General features: G+C 72.7%; 16 protein-coding genes and 1 tRNA gene. 13 read left to right on the forward strand and 4 right to left on the reverse strand.

The genetic code is table 11. From position 1 onward, the window contains the following. Positions 1-115: 115 nt before the first annotated feature. Entirely contained in the window at positions 116-1,141 is a 1,026-nt protein-coding gene (locus HUT18_RS07745; RefSeq protein WP_176099006.1) for an NADP-dependent oxidoreductase, read from the reverse strand. 88 nt (positions 1,142-1,229) lie between these two features. Between HUT18_RS07745 and HUT18_RS07750 the strand changes: the two genes are divergently transcribed. Then, complete coding sequence (locus tag HUT18_RS07750) at positions 1,230-1,661, forward strand: MarR family winged helix-turn-helix transcriptional regulator (RefSeq protein ID WP_176099008.1); 432 nt, start codon at positions 1,230-1,232, stop codon at positions 1,659-1,661. A 27-nt stretch (positions 1,662-1,688) separates the two neighbouring features. On the opposite strand, the gene HUT18_RS07755 is transcribed toward HUT18_RS07750, so the two are convergent. Beyond that, positions 1,689-2,375 carry a hypothetical protein gene (locus tag HUT18_RS07755; protein WP_176099010.1) on the reverse strand — a complete coding sequence of 229 codons (687 nt, stop codon included), beginning with the start codon at positions 2,373-2,375 and terminating at the stop codon, positions 1,689-1,691. Positions 2,376-2,514: 139 nt separating this feature from the next. Between HUT18_RS07755 and HUT18_RS07760 the strand changes: the two genes are divergently transcribed. The 10 genes from HUT18_RS07760 to HUT18_RS07805 all read left to right on the forward strand — a co-directional run bounded on the left by HUT18_RS07760 (position 2,515) and on the right by HUT18_RS07805 (position 13,809). Beyond that, on the forward strand, positions 2,515-3,120 hold the full coding sequence (locus tag HUT18_RS07760; protein ID WP_254878472.1) for a hypothetical protein: 606 nt from the start codon (positions 2,515-2,517) through the stop codon (positions 3,118-3,120). Between the two features lie 178 nt (positions 3,121-3,298). After that, a complete protein-coding gene (locus HUT18_RS07765) occupies positions 3,299-4,564 on the forward strand; it encodes a MerR family transcriptional regulator (protein WP_176099012.1) in 1,266 nt (421 codons plus the stop codon). 210 nt (positions 4,565-4,774) lie between these two features. Then, on the forward strand, positions 4,775-6,223 hold the full coding sequence (locus tag HUT18_RS07770) for an acyl-CoA synthetase (protein ID WP_176099014.1): 1,449 nt from the start codon (positions 4,775-4,777) through the stop codon (positions 6,221-6,223). Positions 6,224-6,429: 206 nt separating this feature from the next. Beyond that, the gene (locus HUT18_RS07775) at positions 6,430-6,597 is read left to right on the forward strand and encodes a hypothetical protein (RefSeq protein WP_176096571.1); all 168 of its coding nucleotides are present in this window, start codon (positions 6,430-6,432) and stop codon (positions 6,595-6,597) included. 581 nt (positions 6,598-7,178) lie between these two features. Then, positions 7,179-8,213 (forward strand): rod shape-determining protein, encoded by a 1,035-nt coding sequence (locus tag HUT18_RS07780; protein ID WP_176099015.1) that lies wholly within the window; start codon positions 7,179-7,181, stop codon positions 8,211-8,213. Positions 8,214-8,227: 14 nt separating this feature from the next. Further along, complete coding sequence (locus HUT18_RS07785) at positions 8,228-9,829, forward strand: GAF domain-containing protein (RefSeq protein ID WP_254878473.1); 1,602 nt, start codon at positions 8,228-8,230, stop codon at positions 9,827-9,829. A 238-nt stretch (positions 9,830-10,067) separates the two neighbouring features. Next, positions 10,068-10,141: transfer RNA gene (locus HUT18_RS07790), tRNA-Ile, on the forward strand. 277 nt (positions 10,142-10,418) lie between these two features. Beyond that, positions 10,419-11,174: a hypothetical protein gene (locus HUT18_RS07795; RefSeq protein WP_176099017.1), complete on the forward strand. Its 756-nt coding sequence runs from the start codon at positions 10,419-10,421 to the stop codon at positions 11,172-11,174. Further along, positions 11,171-12,511, forward strand: coding sequence for a hypothetical protein (locus HUT18_RS07800; RefSeq protein ID WP_176099025.1), 1,341 nt, complete (start codon positions 11,171-11,173; stop codon positions 12,509-12,511). Before HUT18_RS07795 ends, HUT18_RS07800 begins: the two co-directional genes overlap by 4 nt. Next, positions 12,508-13,809, forward strand: coding sequence for a hypothetical protein (locus HUT18_RS07805; protein WP_254878474.1), 1,302 nt, complete (start codon positions 12,508-12,510; stop codon positions 13,807-13,809). The genes HUT18_RS07800 and HUT18_RS07805 overlap by 4 nt, the downstream gene beginning before the upstream one ends. A gap of 6 nt (positions 13,810-13,815) precedes the next feature. On the opposite strand, the gene HUT18_RS07810 is transcribed toward HUT18_RS07805, so the two are convergent. Then, on the reverse strand, positions 13,816-14,754 hold the full coding sequence (locus tag HUT18_RS07810; protein ID WP_176099029.1) for a nucleotidyl transferase AbiEii/AbiGii toxin family protein: 939 nt from the start codon (positions 14,752-14,754) through the stop codon (positions 13,816-13,818). 22 nt (positions 14,755-14,776) lie between these two features. After that, a complete protein-coding gene (locus tag HUT18_RS07815) occupies positions 14,777-16,015 on the reverse strand; it encodes a hypothetical protein (RefSeq protein WP_176099031.1) in 1,239 nt (412 codons plus the stop codon). A gap of 90 nt (positions 16,016-16,105) precedes the next feature. On the opposite strand from HUT18_RS07815, the gene HUT18_RS07820 reads away from it, so the two are divergent. Both HUT18_RS07820 and casA read left to right on the forward strand, forming a co-directional pair. After that, positions 16,106-18,970 carry a CRISPR-associated endonuclease Cas3'' gene (locus tag HUT18_RS07820; protein ID WP_176099033.1) on the forward strand — a complete coding sequence of 955 codons (2,865 nt, stop codon included), beginning with the start codon at positions 16,106-16,108 and terminating at the stop codon, positions 18,968-18,970. 207 nt (positions 18,971-19,177) lie between these two features. Then, positions 19,178-20,959 (forward strand): type I-E CRISPR-associated protein Cse1/CasA, encoded by a 1,782-nt coding sequence (gene casA / locus HUT18_RS07825; protein ID WP_176099035.1) that lies wholly within the window; start codon positions 19,178-19,180, stop codon positions 20,957-20,959. The last annotated feature ends 4 nt before the right edge of the window (positions 20,960-20,963 follow it).

Genomic DNA, 20,963 nt, shown 5'->3' on the forward strand with positions numbered 1-20,963 from the left:
GTCGTCGGCGCGGTCAACTCTCGTACTGCGGACGGGTGTTGGGGTGTTGGGGCCGGCCCCACACCAGCCCCAACACCCGCTCGCGGTTCCGGCCGAAGGCTCGGGCGTCGAAGGCTCAGGCGGGGAGAGCGACGAGGGTCTTGCCCGAGTTCTCGCCGCGGAGCATGCCGAGGAAGGCGTCCAGGCCCTTCTCGACACCCTCGTAGGTGCTCTCCTTGAAGACGAGCTCGCCGGAGCGGATCCAGGCTGAGACCTCCTGGACGAACTGCGGCTGGAGGTCCTGGTGGTCGGTGACGAGCAGGCCCTGCAGGCGCAGCCGCTTGCCGATGACCTGGGTGAGGTTGCGCGGCGCCGGGTCCGGCTCGGTGGCGTTGTAGACGGAGATCATGCCGCAGATGGCGGCGCGGCCGTGCACGTTGAAGGCGGAGATCGCGGCTTCCAGGTGCTCGCCGCCGACGTTGTCGAAGTACACGTCGATGCCCTCGGGGGCGGCCTTCTTCAACTGGTCGTAGACCGGGCCGTCCTTGTAGTTGAAGGCGGCGTCGAAGCCGTACTCCTCGGTGAGCAGCCGCACCTTCTCGGCCGAGCCCGCGGAGCCGATGACCCGCTTCGCGCCCTTGAGCCGGGCGATCTGGCCGACCTGGCTGCCGACGGCGCCGGCCGCGCCGGAGACGAACACCGTGTCGCCGGACCGGAAGGAGGCGACCTCCAGGAGGCCCGCGTAGGCGGTGAGGCCGGTCATGCCGAGAACGCCGAGGTAGGCGGAGAGCGGAGCGAGCGAGGTGTCGACCTTGGTGACGTGGCGCGCGGGCACCGCCGCGTAGTCGCGCCAGCCCAGCGGGTGCAGCACGGTGTCGCCGACCTCGAAGCCCTCGGCGGCCGAGGCCACGACCTCGCCGACCGCGCCGCCGTCCATCGGGCGGTCCAGCTCGTAGGGAGCGACGTAGGACTTCACGTCGTTCATACGGCCGCGCATGTAGGGATCGACAGAGAAGTAGCGGTTGCGCACCAGGACCGAGCCCTCGGCGGGTGCGGCGAGCGGCACCTCGCGCAGCGCGAAGTCCTCCGGTACGGGCCAGCCCGCGGGGCGGCGGACCAGATGCCAGGCTCGGCCGGTGGCGGGGAACTGGGAGTCGGACATGCGGCGCACCTTCCTAAAGCTTCACTATGTGAAACAAACATGCACCTGAATATTTGAGGATGTCAAGTAAATGGGTACAGTGGTCGCCATGGCCCCTAGCAACACCCGTCCCGATCCGCTCACCGTCGAGGTCGTGCAACTGATCGGCGAGGTCGTGGCCCGCTATCACGACGAGTACGAGCAGGCGGCGGCCCGGCACACGCTGACCGGCGCCCAGGCACGCCTGCTCGGGCTGCTGTCCCTCGAGCCGCTCCCGATGCGCCGTATCGCCGAGAAGCTGCGGTGCGAGCCGTCCAACATCACGGGCATGGTGGACCGCCTGGAGGCGCGCGGCCTGGTCGAACGGCGCCCCGACCCCGCCGACCGCCGGGTCAAACTGGCGGCGCCGACCGACGAGGGCCTGCGGATGGCACGCGGCCTGCGCGACTCCCTCGACTTCGCCCGCGCCCCGCTCGCGAGCCTCTCCGCCGACGAACAGCACACGCTGCGCGATCTGCTCCGGCGGATGCTGACTCAGTAGGCCCGGAAGGGGATCCCCTGCCCCTGGTCACGTACAGAACCACAGCCACCGCGTGCACGTCTCGGACGGCTCGGCGGTCGGGGGCGGTTCCTCGGTGGCGGGCGGGGGCGGCTCGGTGGTGCCGGGGCCGGTCTCCGAGGGCGGCGGGGCCGTGGTGCCCGGTTCGGAGGGGCTCTGCGTCTCGCCCGCCGAGGTCTCGCCGTCGGGGCTCGTGCTCTCGGTGGCGCTTGGCTCCCGGGTGGACGACGGCGAGTCGGAGTCGGCCGCCCCGGGGGTGTCCGTGGGATCTCCCGCAGTGCCGGAACTCCCGGGGGCACCGGCCTCGACGGACTCACCGGCCGAGGAGGCGGACGGCGATTCCGGGTCGCCCTCGCCGGTCTCCCGGTCGGGGCTCGACGCGGCCTTCGGCTCGGTGAAGGGACCTTCGATGCCGAGTTCGGCCAGGCTCAACGCCCCTGCCGCCAGGACGACTCCGCCCACCACGAGCAGGGCCCGGCGCCGCTTGCGCCGGTGCGGCCGGGTCGCGGCACGGGAGCGGCCGCGACGGGCCCGGCGGCCGGGCCCGGCCACCCCGGCCAACTCGTCGCCGTCCGGGGCCGGTTCGCCCGAGGTGACGGCGTCCGCGTACTCCCGGCACGCGTCGGCGGGGGTGGCGCACCCGGGGCAGACCAGCGCGCCGTTGAGATGCCGACGGCAGGGTTGGCAGTAGTCCATGAGGCAGGAAACTAAGGCGCTCGCGCGGGCCCAGGAAGGTCACGCTGTGAATGTTGTGTGCGGAAGGGTTTGGTCCGGCGTGGCGGTGCGCGGAATCTCGGCCATGCATGATCCGGACCTCTCGGCCAGGATGGGACACATGCCCGCCGGACAGACCGCTCCCCCGCCCTTCACCGCGCTGGACTTCCAGCTGGTCCTGCTGCGGCGCATGGCCGACCACAATCCCGACCTGGTCGAGGAGGCACGGCGCGACCTCGGCGCGACGGCCACCGACATGCGCGAGGCCAACCGCCGCTGGCAGGCCGTGCTGCGCGCGCCGGGCTCCCGGGCCGCGGTTCCGCTGGGCCCGACGTACGCGTACCGCAGGGCACTTGGCCCGCCCGAGTACGAACTCACCAGGAAAGCAGGCGAGTTGGAGTGCCGGGCGCTGTTGTGGCCGGTCCCGCTCTGGCCGGACCTGCGCTTCGAGCTGTTGCTCTCCCCGAACGGCACCCCCTGGAACGCCTGGCTGATTCGCGCCCCCGGCACCGAGGTCCCACCGCCCTCCTCCCTCGCCGAACTGCGGCCGTGGGCCCACACGGTGGACGAGATCGCCCGCGCCTTCGCCCCCGCCCGCCCCCTGGAGGGCACCGCCCCGACCCGCTGGGGCCTGGCCTTCGAGGCGCCCGACGCAAGCGGCGTACGCAGGCCGTGCGTCGCCGAGTTCACCTGGGGGCTGCTGCAACGGTTCCGGGTCGCGCGGTGAGCCACGGCCCGCGTACGGCCCACGCTTGACCTTCCCCTTCGGGCAGACCACAGCATCGAGAACGCACACACCGGGCGGTCCGCCTGCCCGGTACGAGGGAGACGGCTCCGGACGGACGGCACCACTCACTCCGTAGGGCGAGGCCGGGCGAGAACGGGCGACACGAACGGTGGACGGCATGACGGCAGACGGCACGGCGGCACACGGCACGGCGGCAGACGGCAGCGGCGAAGAACGGGCGGCCGGGGCGAACCGGCAACCGGAGCGCGAGGGCACCTGTTCCCCGCCGCTGCTGACCATCGGCGCGTTCGCGAAGGCGTCCCGGCTGTCGGCGAAGGCGCTGCGGCTGTACGACGAGCTGGATCTGCTGCGTCCGGCCGAGGTCGATCCGCTGACCGGCTACCGCCGCTACACACCGGACCAACTGCCCAAGGCGCGCCTGGTGGTGTGGCTGCGGCGGCTCGGGATGCCGCTCGCGCGCATCCGTGAGGTCACCGCCCTGGACGGCCGGGCCGCGGCCGAGGAGGTCCGCGCCTACTGGGCGCGGGTCGAGACCGAGACCGCGGCCCGACGTGACCTGGCCGCCTTCCTCGTCGACCAGTTGGCGCGCCGAGGCCCCGAGGGGCCCGGTACCGAAGGGATCGGGGACACCACCATGACCACGGAACACCCAGACCACACAGACGACACAGACCACACAGAGCACACGCACGACACCGGGACACCGCGCGGCCCGCTCTCGCTGCGCTACGCCGCCGCGACCGACGCGGGACTGGCGCGGCCGGTCAACCAGGATGCCGCGTACGCCGGTTCGCGGATACTCGCCGTCGCCGACGGCTTCGGGACGGCGGGCGCCGAGGCGAGCAGTGCGGCCGTCGAGACACTGCGCGGTCTCGACGAGGTGCCGATCACGCCCGGCGACGTACTGAACCTTCTGGAGGACGCGACCGTACGGGCGGCCGAGGCGGTGCGGGGCGTCGCGGGCGGCGACGAGTCGGTGGGCACCACGTTGACGGCCATGCTGTGGACGGGCTCGCAGCTCGGCCTGGTGCACATCGGCGACTCGCGCGCCCTGCTGCTGCGGGACGGCGCGCTGAGCCGGATCACCCAGGACCACACACCGGTCCAGACTCTGCTCGACGAGGGGCGCCTGACCGCGCAGGAGGCGGCCTCCCATCCGCAGCGGTCCCTGCTGAGCCGGGCGCTGACCGGCGGCGGCCCGCACCACTCCCCCGATCTGCGCCTGCACGAGGCCCGCCCCGGCGACCGCTACCTGCTGTGCTCCGACGGGCTGTACACGGTGGTGCCCGCCGAGGAGATCCGTACGGTGCTCGCCGGTGCCGCGAGCCCGGACGAGGCCGCCGCCGAACTGGTGCGTCTGGCGCGGGAGGCGGGCGGCCCGGACAACATCGGCTGCGCGGTGGCCGACGTGCACGAGGAGTGAACCCGGCGCCGGGCCCGGCCCAAACGTGACGTACGACTCGCGCACGGCCCCGGACCCGGCCGCCCCTACCCCTCAGAGGGCGGGCGGCCGGACCGGTGGCCGGTACACGGTGGTACAACGGCCTGACGTACATCTGACGTACCTGAAGTCCACGACCTCAGCACCTGTGCGAGCGGCGCCGGACAGCGCCGATGACAAGGAGTACGACGCATGTCCCCTCTGTTCCCCGCCCTGCAGCGGGGCTCGGACCTGGTTGCCCTCGAATTCGGCGAGCGCGCCCTGAGTTACGGCGGGCTCTTCGACGCCGCCGAGGCGCTCGCCGCCCGGCTGGAGGGGGCGGGGCGGGTGGTGGTCTGGGCGACTTCCACCCTGGAGACCGCGGTGGCCGTGGTGGCCGCGCTGCGCGCGGGGGTGCCCGCGGTGCCGCTGAACCCGAAGTCGGGCGCGACCGAGCTCGGACACATCGTCTCGGACTGCGCGCCCTCGCTCGTGCTCGCCGCTCCCGGGGACGAACTCCCTCCCGCGCTGGGCTCGTTGACGCGGATCGACGTCGAGGTGGGCGCCGCGCCGCCGCAGGAGCGCAGTGGACCGGAGCCCGCCGAGGACGAGCCCGCGCTGATCGTCTACACCTCGGGCACCACCGGCCCGCCGAAGGGCGCCGTGCTCTCGCGGCGCGCCGTCGCCGCCACCCTCGACGCGCTCGCGGACGCCTGGCAGTGGACCGAGCGGGACGTCCTGGTGCACGCCCTGCCGCTGTTCCACGTCCACGGCCTGATCCTCGGCATCCTCGGCCCGCTGCGTCGCGGCGGCACGGTGCGCCACCTGGGCAGGTTCACCACCGAGGGCGTGGCGCGCGAGCTGACCAAGGGCGGCACCGTTCTCTTCGGCGTCCCGACCATGTACCACCGCATCGCCGAGTCCCTGGACACGGAGCCGGAGCTGGTCGAGGGCCTGCGCCGGGCCCGGCTGCTGGTCTCCGGCTCCGCCGCGCTGCCGGTGCACGACCACGAGCGGATCGGCGCGGCCACCGGCTGCCGGGTGATCGAGCGGTACGGGATGACGGAGTCACTGATCACGACCAGTGTCCGGGTGGACGGGCGGCCGGGCCCCGGCACCGTGGGGCTGCCGCTGTCCGGCGTCGAACTGCGGCTGGTGGACGAGGGCGGCGCCCCGGTCGCCGAGGACGACCCGGAGGCGGTGGGCGAGATCCAGGTCCGCGGCCCGAACCTGTTCACCGCGTATCTGAACCGCCCGGAGGCGACCGCCGCGGCCTTCGCGGAGGGCAGCTGGTTCCGCACCGGGGACATGGCGGTCCGGGAGCACGACGGCTATCTGCGCATCGTGGGCCGCAAGGCCACCGACCTGATCAAGAGCGGCGGTTACAAGATCGGCGCGGGCGAGATCGAGAACGCCCTCCTGGAGCACGGCGCCGTCAAGGAAGCCGCGGTCACCGGCGAACCCGACGCCGACCTCGGCGAACGGATCGTCGCCTGGGTGGTGCCCGCCGATCCCACCGCGCCGCCCACGCTGGAGGACCTCGCCACCCACGTCGCCTCGCGACTGTCCCCGCACAAGCGCCCGCGCGTGCTGCGTCTGCTCGACGGGCTGCCGCGCAACGACATGGGCAAGGTCATGAAGCGTTCCCTGGGCGGGAGTTGAGCCTGCCGGACCGGCGCCGCCGTACGCGTACGTGCTTGTACGTACGCGTACGTGCTTGTACGTACGCGTACGGCGGCGCTGTCCGTTGACGGCCCGGGCCCGCCCCGGGCCCGCCGAGCATACGAACAGGCAAGCAGGTGTTCCCTTGAACAGGTGATCCTCGCGCGAGAAATTGCGTGGGGCGCGTGCGACGGACGATGCTTACGGTGCGCGAGCGGCGGGCTGCAGACCGTGATCGCGTTCCCGGCTCATGTCCCATACGGAGCACGGGAGTTGGTCCCACCCACAGCATCACCATCAAGGAGAAGCACGAGATGAACCTCCTCACGGACATCCTCGCCGGTCTGATCCACGTCGTCGGCTGGCTCGTCTGAGCCGGACCACCGGATCGGACCCACGGGTCCGGCGACGTCCCTCGACGTCGCAAGCGGCGCCGCCTTCCCCGTCCCAGGGAGGCGGCGCCGCCGCGTTCGCGCCTTCTCATACGAATCCGCCCCAGGCGAACCCGCCGCGCACCCTCGGCGGTGGGCTCGAAGATCGCTAACAGTCGCCCGCCTGCCTCCTCGGACGCCCGCATGCAGCGGAGGGAGACGTACGGGTACGGCACCGACGGCACCGAGCGAATCCCCGGGGAGAGAGACGGGCCGTACGACCGCCGCGCCAGGCACCGCGACCGAGCAGCGGCCCCGGCTGCCCCACGCCCCACTCCCCCCAGGCCTCGGGTGCTACCGGCCGCCGCCCCGGACGCCCAGCCGGGCGACCCCGCCCCACCCCACCCCGTACGACACGCAGCCCCCGCACCACCCCTCCGACAACTCCCGCACCCCCGAACGCACTTCAACCGTAGGGCCCCCTACCGGACCACCACAACGCGCGAATATGCCCGATTCGCCGGACTATTTGATAAGGGCCGCAGACCGGCGGCCCCGTTCGGCCGCCCTCGGGAGGATCAGCCATGACCGCCAGTCTGGAAGCGCTGCGACGCTGCCATCTCGCCGTCGACCTCGGAGCGGCCAGGACACGGGTGTACGTGAAGGGGGCGGGCGTGGTCGTCGACGAGCCGAGCGCGGCGGCCGTCAACACCCGCACCGGTGCGCTGATCGCCGTGGGCGACTTCGCGGAGCGGATGACGGGACGGACACCCGCGTACATCAAGGTGGTACGGCCGGTCTCGGGCGGCACCGTGGTGGACATCGAGATGGCGCAGCGCATGCTCCGCCACCTCATCGGCGAAAAGCTCCGCCGCAATCTGCGGCGCAATCTGCGCCTGCGGGCCGCCGTCTGCACCCCGCACGAGGCGGATCCGCTGGCGCAGCGCGCCGCCGTGGAGACGATGGTCGGGCTCGGCGCCCGCCGGGTGGAGCTGGTCGACACCCTGGTGGCGGCGGCGGTCGGCTGCGGGCTCCCGGTGGAACGGCCCGAGGCCACCATGATCATGGCCTGCGGGGCGGCCACCACCCAGGTCGCGGTCCTCTCGCTGGGCGAGATCGTACGGGCGGAGCGGGTGCCGGTCGGCGGGGAGGCGATCGACCAGGCGATCGTGCAGCATCTGCGGCAGGAGCACGAACTGGTGACGCCGAGCCAGTCGGTACGGCCGCTGCAACTGGCACTGGCCGGAGGTTCGCTCGCACCGGACAGCCCGCTGTCCACGGAGATCCACGGCCGGGACGTGGCCACCGGCGTGGCCCGCTCGGTCCTGGTCGACAACGCGGCGGTGCGCAGCGCCATCCACACCCCGCTCACGGCCGTACTCGACGGCATCGGCAAGGTGCTCCGCGACTGCCCACCGGACCTGGTGGCCGACCTGGCCGACACCGGCATCGTGATGGTCGGCGGCAGCGCCCAGCTCCCCGGCTTCGACGACCTGGTACGCGACTACACCGGTATGCCGGTACGTATCGAGGAGCGCCCCGACATGTGCGCGGTGCGCGGCATCGGCGCGATGCTGGAAGGCGAGATCCGCCCCATGGTGCTCGACCCGCTCGCCTGAACCGCCGCGCCCACGTGAGCCCGCACTCAGGGCGGGAGCCGATACCGCCGGACGCCGATCCGCAGGTCCCCCGCCTCCCCGCCCTCCTGGAAGCCGTCCTGTCCATCGGCGGCGACATCGAACTGGCGGCGACCCTGCAACGCGTGGTCGACCAGGCCACCACGCTGGCCCGGGCCCGCTGCGGCGTCCTCGCCGTACTCGATCTCCTCTACGGCCGCCCGCCCGACCTGTGGACCTCGGGCCTCGGCACGGAGGAACGCACCCTGGCGCGAAGCCTGCCGCACGGCCACGACGGCCTGCTCTCCGTCTTCGGCACGGCCGCCCAGCCGTTCCGCTTCACCGAACCGTCCCTGCCGGGGCCCGACGTATGGCTGGGCATGCCGGTACGCGTGGACGAAATGGTCTACGCGCTCCTCTACGTCGGCGAGAACCCCCAGGAGCCCTTCACCGAGCAGGAGTCACAGGTCCTGCGCCTGATCGCGGCGCACGCCGGAGTGGCCATCGGCAACGCCCAGCTCTACGAGACCGCCCGCCAGCGCGAACGCTGGATCACCGGCACCGCGGCGGTCACCACCGCGCTGCTCACCGGCGAGGGCACGACCGACGCCCTGAGCATCGTCGCCGAACAGGCCCGCCGCCTAGCCGACGCCGACGCGGGCGTCATCCTGCAGCCCACCGCAGAGGGCGGCATGGAGGTGGTGACCGCGGCGACCGACCACGACCCGGACAGCCTCGTCGGTGCCACCATCGAGCCCGGCAGCGAGATCCTGGAGCAACTCCTGGGCGGGGAACCGGTGTTCATCGACGGCTCCGCCTCCTCCCGCCGCGAGCTGAGCACCCGCGTACGGGCCCGCTTCGGGCCGAGCATGCTGCTGCCCCTGGAGGCCGACGGCCGCCTGATCGGCACCCTCGCCCTGCCCCGACGGCGCGGCGGCCGCCCGTACACCCACGTGGAACGCCTGCTCGCGGTGCAGTTCGCCTCCCAGGCGGCGCTGGCCCTGGTACTCGGCGACATGCAGCGCAGCCGCGAACGCCTGGCCGTCTTCGAGGACCGCGACCGCATCGCCCGCGACCTCCACGACCTGGTCGTCCAGCGTCTGTTCGCGACCAGCATGATGCTGGAGTCGACCCAGCGCCGGGCCACCGAGGATCCGGTACGGGCCGGGCTCGGCCGCGCGGTGGACGAACTGGGCTCGACCATCCAGGAGGTCCGCACCACGATCTTCACCCTCCAACAGCCCCCGGCGGACGCCCCCACCACCTTCCGCGGCCGCGTCCTCCTCGAAACCGCGGGCGCCGCCACCGTCCTCGGCTTCCAGCCCTCCGTACGCTTCTCGGGCCCCGTCGACCACGTCGTCGGCGACCTGGTCACCGGCCGCCTCCTCGGCACCCTCCGCCGCTGTCTGGCCACCGCCTCCCGCCGCGAGGGCGTCACCCGTATCGAAGTCTCGGTGGCGGCGCTGCCTCTCCCGGACGGACGCCCGGGGATCCGGCTGCGGGTGTTCGACGACGGGAGGGTGGAGGAGTCGGAGGGAGCAGGGGGAACGGGGGACGCCGAGACCACGGTCGAGCGCGAGGAGAGCGGGACCACGGTCACCTGGCAGTCGCCGCTGTGAGCCCGCGGCAGCGTGGTTGTCCGGACCTCAAGATCAAGTGGCTGCCCGCTCCCACCCGTCCGGCGGTACCGATGCGAACAACAACCCGGACCAACACAGGGCGCTCGCCTGCGGGAACCGTCCGGGCCCGCACCGCGTCCCCATGCCTGAGGCGAAGCCGCCCACACGACGCGGGAGATCGTATGAGCGGCTATGCTGCGGCAGACGGCGCGCACAAATGTGCGCGACTCGCCGTAACGGGGCGGTAGCTCAGCCGGTTAGAGCAGCGGACTCATAATCCGTCGGCCGTGGGTTCGAGTCCCACCCGCCCCACTCAGGCGCTACGCGGGCAGACACGTTCTGACCGGCTAGGGCGTAACGAAGGGGGGGCGCCGCGGGTTACGCGGCGGCCCCTCATTCCGCCCCGGATCGCGCGGGGCCTCCCTGGCCGAGCCGGGACGGCGATCAACCCCCGGTCCGCGCTCCGCAGCGTCTGCGCCCTCCCAACTACCCCTGCTTCTCACCAGTTTTCCGGCAGCCCGCCCGAGCCCCCGAGCTACCCTGGATCCCCTGTGCCAAGGGGCAGTGGGCGGGAGCGACAGGGGGCTCGATGGCGGAGGCACCGGCACGTGCGGGTGCTGGACGGCAGCTCGTCTCGGGGGTGGCTCCCGGTCTGTTGTCCGCCTGCGACGCGTTGGTCGGGCCGGTGCTGCTCGCGGCTCTGGAGCAGCGCTTCACCGACGGTCTGCGTCCGCCCGGCGAGGCGCAGGCGTTCGTGCACCCCAACGGCTTCGTCAAACTGCCTCTTGCCCGGACCGAGGACGGGGCCACCAGGCTCTTCCTGCATGTGTGGCGGGCGGACAGTGTGGACGGCGACGTCCATGACCATCGATGGCCGTTCGCCTCCGTCGTCCTGCGCGGTGAGCTGTCGCACACCTTGACGGACGTGACCGTGGGCTCGACTTCCGCAGGGCGCGGGGAGGGGGCCGGTGACCGGGACGGGGACTGGGACGGGGACTGGGGCGGGACCGAGCAGCTGGCCGCGTCGCTTCCCGTCGCGCGCTACCACCTCCGCGGTGGCAGGCACCGCTTCGATGTGTCCCACCGTGAGAGGGCTGTCGTCGGCGGCCACAGCACGCATGTCCTTTCCGCCGGGCGGCGCTACGGCATGGCGGAGTGCACCTTCCACCGGGCGCACGCCTTGGCCGGTGCCATGACCTTCGTGGCCCGGGGGCTGCCACGGCGGTCGTACTCGCGCGTGCTCCTGGACGACGGGGCCAGACCGCGCGAGGCGCAGCGGTGGCGGCCGCTCGACGCGGAGGAGCGGCGGCGGCATCTGCTCGACGCCTTGAAGGTGCTGGGGTGAGTGGCCCGCCCGCCGGTGGTGTCGCTGTCGGCCCGGACGATGCGGGCTCGCTGCACCGTCGGGATGTGGTCCTGGTGGTGGCCGTACGGATGGATCGGGCCCCGGGCGAGGCGTTCGTTGCCGGGCCCCTTGAACGGCGCTGGCGTGTGGGCCGCCCCAACGAGGTGGTGTCGAACACCGCCCGGCGCACGTCGTACACCAATCCACAGCTCGTTCCGCTGCTGTGGGCGCCCGACCTCCGGTGGCACAAGGAGTGCCCCGCGGAGGTGGTGTCCCCGGCCGGTTTCCGGCTCCGTGCCCTCGAACTCATCAGTCTCAGTACGTCGATGAGCACCGCGCTGGCGGACATGGAGACACCCGCGTCGGCGAACGCGGTGGCTCTCCTGCACGGCATACTTCCGGCCGCCGGGCCCTCGGAGCTGCCCAAGGCACTGCAGTTCAGCGCGAACATCGACGCGCACCATCGGCAAGGTGAGCAGCGCGACTGGGTGTCGGCCCAGCTGCCGAGCGGCTGTCGCCTCGCCGAGACCGAACGCGAGATGGTGCACGGCGTACTCGTCACGCCGCGGCACGAACTGCCCATCCTGCACGCCGATTTGGAGCTCGGCGCATCGGATCAATGGCTGTGGAAGATGCTGTACGCGACGGAGTACGCGCCGCCGATCGAGGCCGAGGAGGAACTACGGGAGCTGCGGCTGCGCCTGCCGACCGCCGTTCGCGGGGTGGCCGGTTCCCGAGGGGTGTCACTGGCGGGGACCTCGCCCGATCCCAACCCGGCACAGCCCGCGCACTACCAGTACTACGACGCCACCAGCTTCCATCTGGCGACGCTGTACAGCGATGCCTTGGCACTGGCGTGCCTGCAGCGGATCGTCCTCGACGCGTTCGGCCGGGAAGTGGCCCGGATGGGCGAGAGCGAACCTCGACGGCGCAAGGTGGGCCAGTTGGAGCGCGACCTCCTCGTCTTCCGTCGCAGCTACTGGGCCGCGGACTTCGGACGGCAGGCCGTGTCCACGGCGATCGTGCAGAACTTCCAGCGGGACTGTGGTCTGCCGGAGGCCTTGCAGAGCCTGGTCAGCGACCTCGGCGAGCTGGCCAGGCAGGTGCAGGCGGCGGAGACCGAGACGACGAACGCGATCCTGGGGCTGCTGGCCGCGATCGGCGTTCCGCTGGGTACGGGGCTGGCGATCTGGCAGGGGCTGCCGCAGTCCGGGGAGGCGGCCCTGTACCGGACGTTGGGCATCACCTGCCTGACCACGGCGCTCCTCACCGGCACCTTCCCCGGTCTGCGCCGTCTGTTCGTGGACCTCTTCCGACGCCGCAGGAGGTGGCGGTGACCGCCGCCTTCGCCCGGCCGCCCCGCCACGCACCCGGTTTCCCCGCAGACTGCGCGGACGCCGGAGACGTCCTCGGCCGGACAGCCGAGGAAGGCTGGCGCACGGTCACCCTCGTGGTGGTGACCAGTGCGCTGCGGGCCAGTGTGGAAGAGCGCGGGGACCACGACGCGGGGCTACGACGCGTACGGGAGAGCCTGGCCCTTGTCGCGGACGGTACGGATGGGAGCCGGTGGTCCGCGTCGTACTACGGAAAGGATCTGGTCCTCGTCTCGCGCGACGCGGCAGGCCCTCCCCGGCTCCGGTTCGCCGAAGGGGTGCGGCACGGGTGGGCCTGGGACCGGGTGCCGCTCGACGGGAGCGTCGAACGGCGTCGCCGGGCGCTGCTGTTCGCCTGCTACGAGGTGTCGTTGGCCGCCCGGCTCAGGCGCGACCGGGCGGAGATCCAGGAGACGCGCGCCGGGCCGGTGGTGGGCGGGGTCCCGCGCGTGCTGGGCACTGCTGCCGGGGCCGCGTCGCTGCTGGCCGGGGTGCTGGTACGACCACTGGGCGGCGCCGACGGCGTACCGGGGGCCGGGCCCGGCGAGGATCCGCGGCTGCCCGGTGTTCCGTCCGCCGACGGCTGGAGCGAGACCGTCGCGGGGCGCGCGGCCGGCGACTGCTACGCGGTCACCGACGTGCACGACATCGAGTGGGGCACCCTGCGCCGCACGGACGGCGCGCGCCTCACCGAGGGCAACGCCCATGAGGTGCTTTCGCTGGCGGAGTCGTGGCTGGCGGGCCGCGCGGACACGGCAGCGGTACTGAGGGAGGCGTACCGGCTCCGGCTGGGGAGGGAGGCCGATCTGCTGGAGCACTTGCGCACCTTGAGCGAGACCGTGCGGCCGGGCGGTCGCCTGCACGCGACCCTGGGCGACGGACTGAGCGGACTGGTACCGGACGCCGCGGCCCTGCGTACGGCGGTGATCGCCGCCAATGGTCGTACCGAGGGGCGTATGCACAGCGGCGCGGGAGTGGCACGGCTGGCCGGCATCGACCTCGCGGCAGCGCGCGAGCGGGCCCACTTCAGCCTGCACGTGACCAAGACGCTGAAGGGAACCGCGTGCCCGCAGGCCGCGGTGCACGAGTTCGGGACGCCTCTGGACACGGAGGCCGCCACGTACGCGATGGAGTTTCTCGGCGGTCTCGCCCGCTCCGGCGCGGGGCACGCCTCGCACCATCTCGTGCACGCCCGGCGATGGCGCGACTGGTGGGGGGAGCATCTGCCGCCCTCGGCCCGTGCGGCCTTCGCGCGCCTGTGAGCAGACTCAGGCGGGGGTCCAGGCCCAGGCCTGTGAACTCCACACCGAGCCAACGGAGTTGACGTCATCCCGGGCCGCCGGTTCCGGACTTCGCAGGACCCGTTCCCAAAAGCGCGACAGGCGGTCCGCGGCCTCGGGCAGCCGCCCGAACGGCAGCCGGTCCACGAAGGTCGCCGTGTCCCAGAAGTCCAGCCACTCGGCGGGCGGTGCGGGGAGGCGGGCCGGTGGAACGAGGCCGCGGTCGGTCATGTCCGCTACGAGGTCCTGGCGCATCGCCGTCAACTCGAGTGCGGGGAAGGCGGGATGAGCCACGGCCAGGAGCATGTCGCTCAGGTCCCACCAGTGTGTGTTGACACGGCCGCCGCTGCGTCGCCGGGTGTAGCGCAGCAGTTTCTCCGTCAGGAACCGGTAGCCGCTGACCGACGGCACGGTGACCGCTCCCGTCGGTCCGGGGAAGTCGAGCGGTACGGTGCGCGCGCTGCTCCGCGCCAGGGCTTCCGGGGTGAGGAGCAGGCCGAGGAGTACCGGCGGGAGCTTCTCGGGCCCGGTGATGCTCACCAGCGCCCGGTACACCGTGGGCGCCGAGCCGGAACTGAAGACCACCGGCTCGTGGCGCGTCACCGTCAGCGACTCTCCGCGCGGGCCGGACGGCAGCGCTGCCGACGCGAGGAGTTCCCGGCCGGCTTCCGCTCCCAGGGCGAGGTCGAGATCGTTCGGCAGCCGGGCCGAAGGGCCGATCCACGCGGTCAGCGCCGCCGAGCCCTTGAGGTACCAGTTGTCGGGGCCGAGCGCCTGACGGAGGCTGTGCAGGGTGATCGCGAGAGCCGTGAGGTGGTGACGGTCCGCGAGGGGGCGGGAGTTCCAGGCGTTCCAGGCGTTCCAGGCGTCTTCGGTGCGGGGGTCGGCCGTACTCGATGCGCCTGTCCGCCACTCCCCTGTGTCCATCTGCCGCTCCCCTGTCCCGAGGTCACAACAGCGTAGTCACCGGCGGGAGTTGAGACCGGTCACGGGAGTCCGTAATCAGCCAGTCCCGCATCCGTGACGTGGGCGGGAGCCGGTGCGGGTTCCCGCGCAACGCGTCGACCCGGAAGGCGAGTTCGCGCAGCGGCGTGAACCCGGAGCCGTCGGCCACCGCGAGCAACTCCTGCGAGGCCGCGCGTGCGAGCAGCGGATGGCGACCGGCCAGCGCCAGCAGCCGCGCGGCCGTGAAGGCGTCCGGCTCGGTGGAGCGCAGCAGTTCCTGTGCCGCCGCCTGTCCGCCGGGCGTGCCCACGGCGCGGTCGAGGTAGTGGACGACCCGGGGAAGCAGGACCGGCCGGCCGAGGGCCGCCCCGACAACCGTCGCACTGACCGTGTCGTCGGGCGGTGTGCGGGGCAGCGCGTACCGGAGCGCGGTGACGTCCCCGCTCGCCAGGCCGGTGCGCCACACCTCCTGGGGACTGCCCTCGACGACGCGGGCGGGACCGGCGAGAACGGCGGTCGGCGGGGCCAGGGTGCTCTTGTCCGGCGACAGACGCAGCCCGAGCCGGGTGAGCGCCGCGACGACGGCGGCGCGGATGTCGTCGGCCTCCTCCGCATCCCGTACGAAGATGTGCAGGTCGTCGCCCCAGCGTGTCCAGCGGTCCGGTGCGAGGGCGGCCACCGTCTCGTCGACCGGGGCGAGTGCCGCCGTGGCGAGGCGGTTGGACCAGCGGTGGCCGAGCAGCAGGCAACGGTCCGTGGCGGCGTGCAGCGAAGTGAGCGCTTCGGCCAGCCCTGCGGTGATCCATGGCGCGCCGGTCAAGGCTGCCAGGGGCAGGGATCGACCGAATCGGTGGACGTCGAGTACGAGTACCAGCGGCAGATCCCGCCGGGCGGCCAGTTCCCGTAGCCGGTGCTGCCGTGCTCGGTAGGCGGGGCGGTACTGCCAGTCCGGTGAGCGGTAGCTGAACACCTCGGGGCGCGGAGTGTGGGCGGCCAGGGCCTGTTCGGTGAGCAGGACCATGCGCGCACGGGTGAGGCTGGAGGCGACCGGCACCGTTTCGGTGCGCCGCGTGAGCGGAATCCGCAGCAGTCCGACGTCGAGCGGCCCGTCGTCGAGCGGACGGCCGAGAGCCAGTCGGCGGCGGACGTCGGCGGCGCCGAGGGCGTCGGGCACGTAATCCGTGAGCAAGTCGTCGTCGAATGCGGCGGCCAGTGCCCGTACCGGCAGTGCGTCCTCCGTCATGGCGGCAGGATGGCACAGGTCGCGGGAGGCGGATCCCGGCGACGGGATTACCTGCGGTGGGTCCAACACCGCGTGGAGAAGGGGAAGTTGTTGACGAGCGCGGCGGGGCACGGGTACGAGCAGAGTGGTGAGCGGCAGGTGTGGGCGCTGCTCGGCAAGACCGCCAAGTACGCGGGCGGAACCGAGAATCTGCTGCTTTCCCATCTGCTCGACACCGCCGCGGTCGCCGAGCGCCTGTGGTCGGACTACCTCTCACCCGCCACCCGCCGCGCGCTGGACCGGACGGCTGGAGGCAGCGGCCGGGGGCGGCACCTGCTGATGTGGCTCGGGGCCTTGCACGACCTGGGCAAGGCCACACCCGCGTGGCAGGGCAAGTACCCCGAGGCCGCGAGGGGTGTGCGGGCGGCCGGGCTCGGCTGGCACGCCCCGACCGTCGAGCGCTACGGATGGCGGCACGAGCGTGCGGGCGGGCACCTCGTGCGACGGCTGCTCGCCGAGCAGGGCTGGCCGGATGAGCACGTGGAGTGGGTCTGGCCGCTGATCGCCGGACATCATGGGCTCTTCCCGTCGGCCGGCGCGCTGAAGCCGCCGCCGCCCGCCCGTGGTCAGGCGGAGGGACGTCAGGGGTGGCCCGAGGTCCGGCGAATCCTCCTACGACGCGTGGGCGAACTGCTCGGCCTGGCGCCGGTGGCCGAGCTGGTGCCTGCCGAAGTCCCGTCCCGCGCACTCCAGTTGCACCTGTGCGGACTCGTCATGATGGCCGATCAGATCGCCAGCGGTGCAAAGCACTTCAAGGGCATCAACGACCCCGCCGAGGTGAGTCTCGACACCGCTCGTGAGCGCGCGGGCAAGGCCTGGGCGGAGCTGGGGATGCGCCGTGGCTGGGAGGAACTTCCCGTGCCCGACGACGAGTTGTTCGAGCGTCGCCACGGCCAGCCGCCCCGGCCCGTACAGCGCCTGGCCGTCGAGACGGCCCGTGCGATGAGGGCTCCGGGGATGGTGATCATCGAGGCGCCGATGGGTGAGGGCAAGACCCGGGCGGGGCTGTTGGTCGCGGAGGTCCTGGCGGCCCGCTTCGGCTTCGGCGGAGTGTTCGTGGGCATGCCGCGCTGGTCGATCGCCACTCCCATGTTCCGTGAGGTCAAGGCCTGGGCGGAGGCCACGCAAGAGGGCCTCGGCACCCAGGTCGCCCTGCTGCATCTGTGGCACAACCTCGCTCCCGAGTGGACGGCCCTGCACCACGCGACGGCTCAGGAGCGGGCGGCGGCCCTCGGCGACTGCGCCGAGGGACCGGACCCCGGTCCGCGGGAAAGTACGGGCGGGCAGGGCCCGGCGGACTTCTTCTTCGACCGGGGGCGTGGGCTGATGTGCCCGTTCGTCGTCGGTTCGTACGACGAGCTGCTCTACGCGGCGGCGCGCAGCTACTGGGCACCGATGCGGCTCGCCGGGCTCCTGGGCAAGGTGGTCGTCCTGGACGAGGTGCACGCGGTGGACGTCCATGGCTCCCAGTTCCTTCAGGAGGCACTGCGCTGGCTCGGACAGGCCCGGGTGCCGGTGGTGCTGCTGTCCGCGACGCTGACGGCGGATCAGCGCCAACAGGTGGCGGACGCCTACCTCGCGGGGGCGAGTGGCCGCGAGGATTACGAGGGTGAAGCGCTGCCGGATCCGGAGGGCTGTGCCCGTGTCACAGCGGTGTGCGCCCCGGCCGAGGGCGAGTCGGCTCCCGCCGCACCGCTGGTACGGACCTGTGGGAGCTTCCGGCCGGACCGCCCCCACACCGTCGAGGTACTCGCCGAGGACGTGTCCGCTCCGCACCCGGAACCGGCCGAGTCCGCGCTCCTGGCACGCCTCGCGGAAGAACTCGCGGACGGCGGCTGCGCGCTGGTCATCCGCGACACGAGCCTGCGGGCCCGGCGCCTTTACCCGTCGGTGCGGGACCTGTTCGGCCCCGACGAGGTCGTCCTGCTGCACGAGCAACTGACGGCGCGCGACCGCACCCAGCGCACGGAGTTCTGTCTGCGCGCCCTGTCCCCGCACGACGGCGCCGCACGGCCGCACCGACTGGTGGTGGTCGCCTCACGGGTCGCGGAGGAGTCGTTCGACGTGGACGTCGACCTGCTGATCACGGATCCCGCGCCCATCGACCTGCTGCTGCAGCGGGCGGGCCGGCTGCACCGCGATCCGTACCGGGAACGCCCCGCTCGACTGCGTACCCCGCGCGTCCTGGTCACCGGTATGGACGTCGGCGATACGCCGGGGAGCGGCACGGGCGACGTACCGCGATTTCTGCCCGACTGCGAGCAGCGGTACGGGCGTTACCCGCTCCTGGCCGCCGCCCACCTGATCCTTGCCGCCGCGCACTCCACCGGCGAACCCTGGACGCTGCCCCGGCGGATTCCGGAGCTGGTGGCCGCCGCGTACGACGAGCGGCTGGACCTTCCCGCCGTATGGCGCGAGGCCGCGGAATCCGCCCGGCGGAAGTGGCACGAGGTACGGCGGGAGCGCGCCGACGCAGCGCGGCTTCTGCTCCTGTCCCGGCGCGGCAGCGGGGAGGGCGGCACCCTGGCCGGGCTGCACCATGTGGCGGCTCCCGCGATCCCGGGCGGACGGGGCATGTCGGCCTTGGTACGCGGCGAACTCCCCCCGGCCGAAGCGGTCGTGGTGATCCGGGAGGGCGGCGCGTACCGGACGCTGTCGGGTGTTCCCCTCGGGGACGAGGGCGAGACGGTACCCGCCGCGGTGATCGACGATCTCCTCACCCACACTCTTGAACTCCCGGCCGACTACGCACCGCTGTATCCGGCCGTCCTGCACCCACTGCCCGCGTGGGAGAAGGAGCCGAGGCTTTCCTTCCGACAGGCCCTGGTGCTCGACGCCGAGTGCCGCGTCGAGTTGGCGGGGCGTCGTCTGCGGTACGACGCCGAGTTGGGCCTGGTCGAGGAGGACGGGGCGTAGGGCGGGCGCTCCGGTTCGCGAGGCGTGCTCGGGCGCCCCCATACCGGCGGCCCGCCGCCGAAGGCCAACCGGACACACCGGCGCCGGGCGTTGTCGGGGAAATGACTCAATCACTCACCGTGTCAATCCCCTTGTGGAAGGCTGGATTTGATCCGGCGTCCCGGGTCCGACGTCGTGAGGGAACCGTTCGTGTCCGGGGGATGCGCATTGTGGAATCTGCTGGATGAGCCGTGGCTGACGGTGTCCGGGAGCCCCGACGCTCCACCGTCCGGCAACCGCACCTTCGCTCACCCCCGCGAGATTTCCGCCCGCGAGCTGGTGCTCGACGCCCATCTCCACCGTGAACTCCTCGCCGACCCTCCCACCCAACGGCCCGCGATCTACCGGCAGTTGCTCCTTCCCCTGGTCGTGGACGCCCTGGGCTTCCCCGAGGACGCCGCCGCCTGGGCGCGCATGTTCACCGCCGGACGCTTCGACGACGAGCAGCGCGCACGACTGGCCGCCTACCTCGACGCGCACCACCACCTCTTCGACCTCTTCTCGCCCGACGACCCCTTCGCCCAGGTCGCGGGCCTCACCACCGCCGGCGACGCGACCAAGAGCGCCGCCGTACTGGTCGCCACCGCGGCGCTCGGCAACAACGTGCCGCTGTTCTCCTCCCGTACCGAGGGCGACCTGCTCGAACTGACTCCGGCCCAGGCGGCCCGCTGGCTGCTGCACGTGCACTGCTGGGACACCGGCGCGATCAAGACGGGGGCGTCCGGCGATCCGCGCACGAAGGACGGCAAGACGACCGGCAACCCCGTCGGGCCGCTCGGCCACCTCGGCGTCACCATGCCGCTGGGGACGACGGTGTACGAGACCCTGCTGCTCAACATCCCGTACGGCAGAACGCCGCTCAAGGACGATCTGCCCCAGTGGCGGCGCCGCGCCCGGGACGGGGACGTGGCGGAGACCCTCTCCTGCGCGACGCCGAGTTGGACCACCCGTGCCGCCCGGGGCCTGCTCGATGTCTGGACATGGCAGGCGCGCCGGGTCCGCCTGGTGCCCGGACGCACCTCGGACGGTGAACTGTGCGTGTCCCGCGCCCTGGTGGCGGCCGGCGACCGGCTGATGCTCGACATGGACCACGAGCCCCACACCGCCTGGCACGTCGACAGTGGGCAGACCCGGACCCGGCGCTCCGCACGCGGCGACGACCGGCAGGGCCCGCAGACGCACTTCCGCCCCGTACGCCACGCCAGCGGGCGGGCGGCATGGCGGGGGCTCGACGCCCTGCTCGCCGTACGCAGGTCGACCACGGACGAGCACGCGACGGCGCAGGCCGACGGCTTTCACACCAGCATCCTGCTGAGCCAGCTCGTCGACGTCGGCGACCGGCTGCCGGGCGGTTACGGCGCCCAGGTGGAACTGACCGGCATCCGCTACGGGAAGAAGCTCGGCAACATCGAGGACGCCTACCACGACGAGATCCCGCTGCCGCTCGCCGCGCTGCGCCCCGACAGCGACGTGCGCGGCGCCGTCCTCGGTGTCGTCGAGCAGGCCGAAGAGCTGGCCCGGGCGGTCAACTCCCTCTCCGCCGAGCTGCGTCGCGCGCTCGGCGTGGCTCCCCCGAAACCCGGCACCTGGCAGTACCCGGGCGAGACGCTGCTGCACGCCCTCGACCCGCTGGTACGACGGCTCCTCGTCGGTCTGCGGGAGGTCGGGGAGGACGACTTCGACCGTACCGAGGCGGGACTGCTCGCCTGGGAGGAGCGGGCCCACCGGGAGACCTGGAGGATCGCCGACGACCTGCTCTCGACGACCGTCACGGCATCCGCGTTCACCGGCCGGGAGGTCACGGGCAAGGACGGCCGGGCCCGCATCGCGCGCGAGAGCGGCGCCGAGGCGATCTTCAGGGCAGCCCTTCGCCGGATCCTGTTCCGCCGTACCGCACACCGCGCGGCCCTTCTGCCCGCATCCGACGACTCGCCGACCACGGAGCAGTGACCAC

The sequence above is a fragment of the Streptomyces sp. NA04227 genome, from assembly GCF_013364195.1.
Taxonomy (GTDB): domain Bacteria; phylum Actinomycetota; class Actinomycetes; order Streptomycetales; family Streptomycetaceae; genus Streptomyces.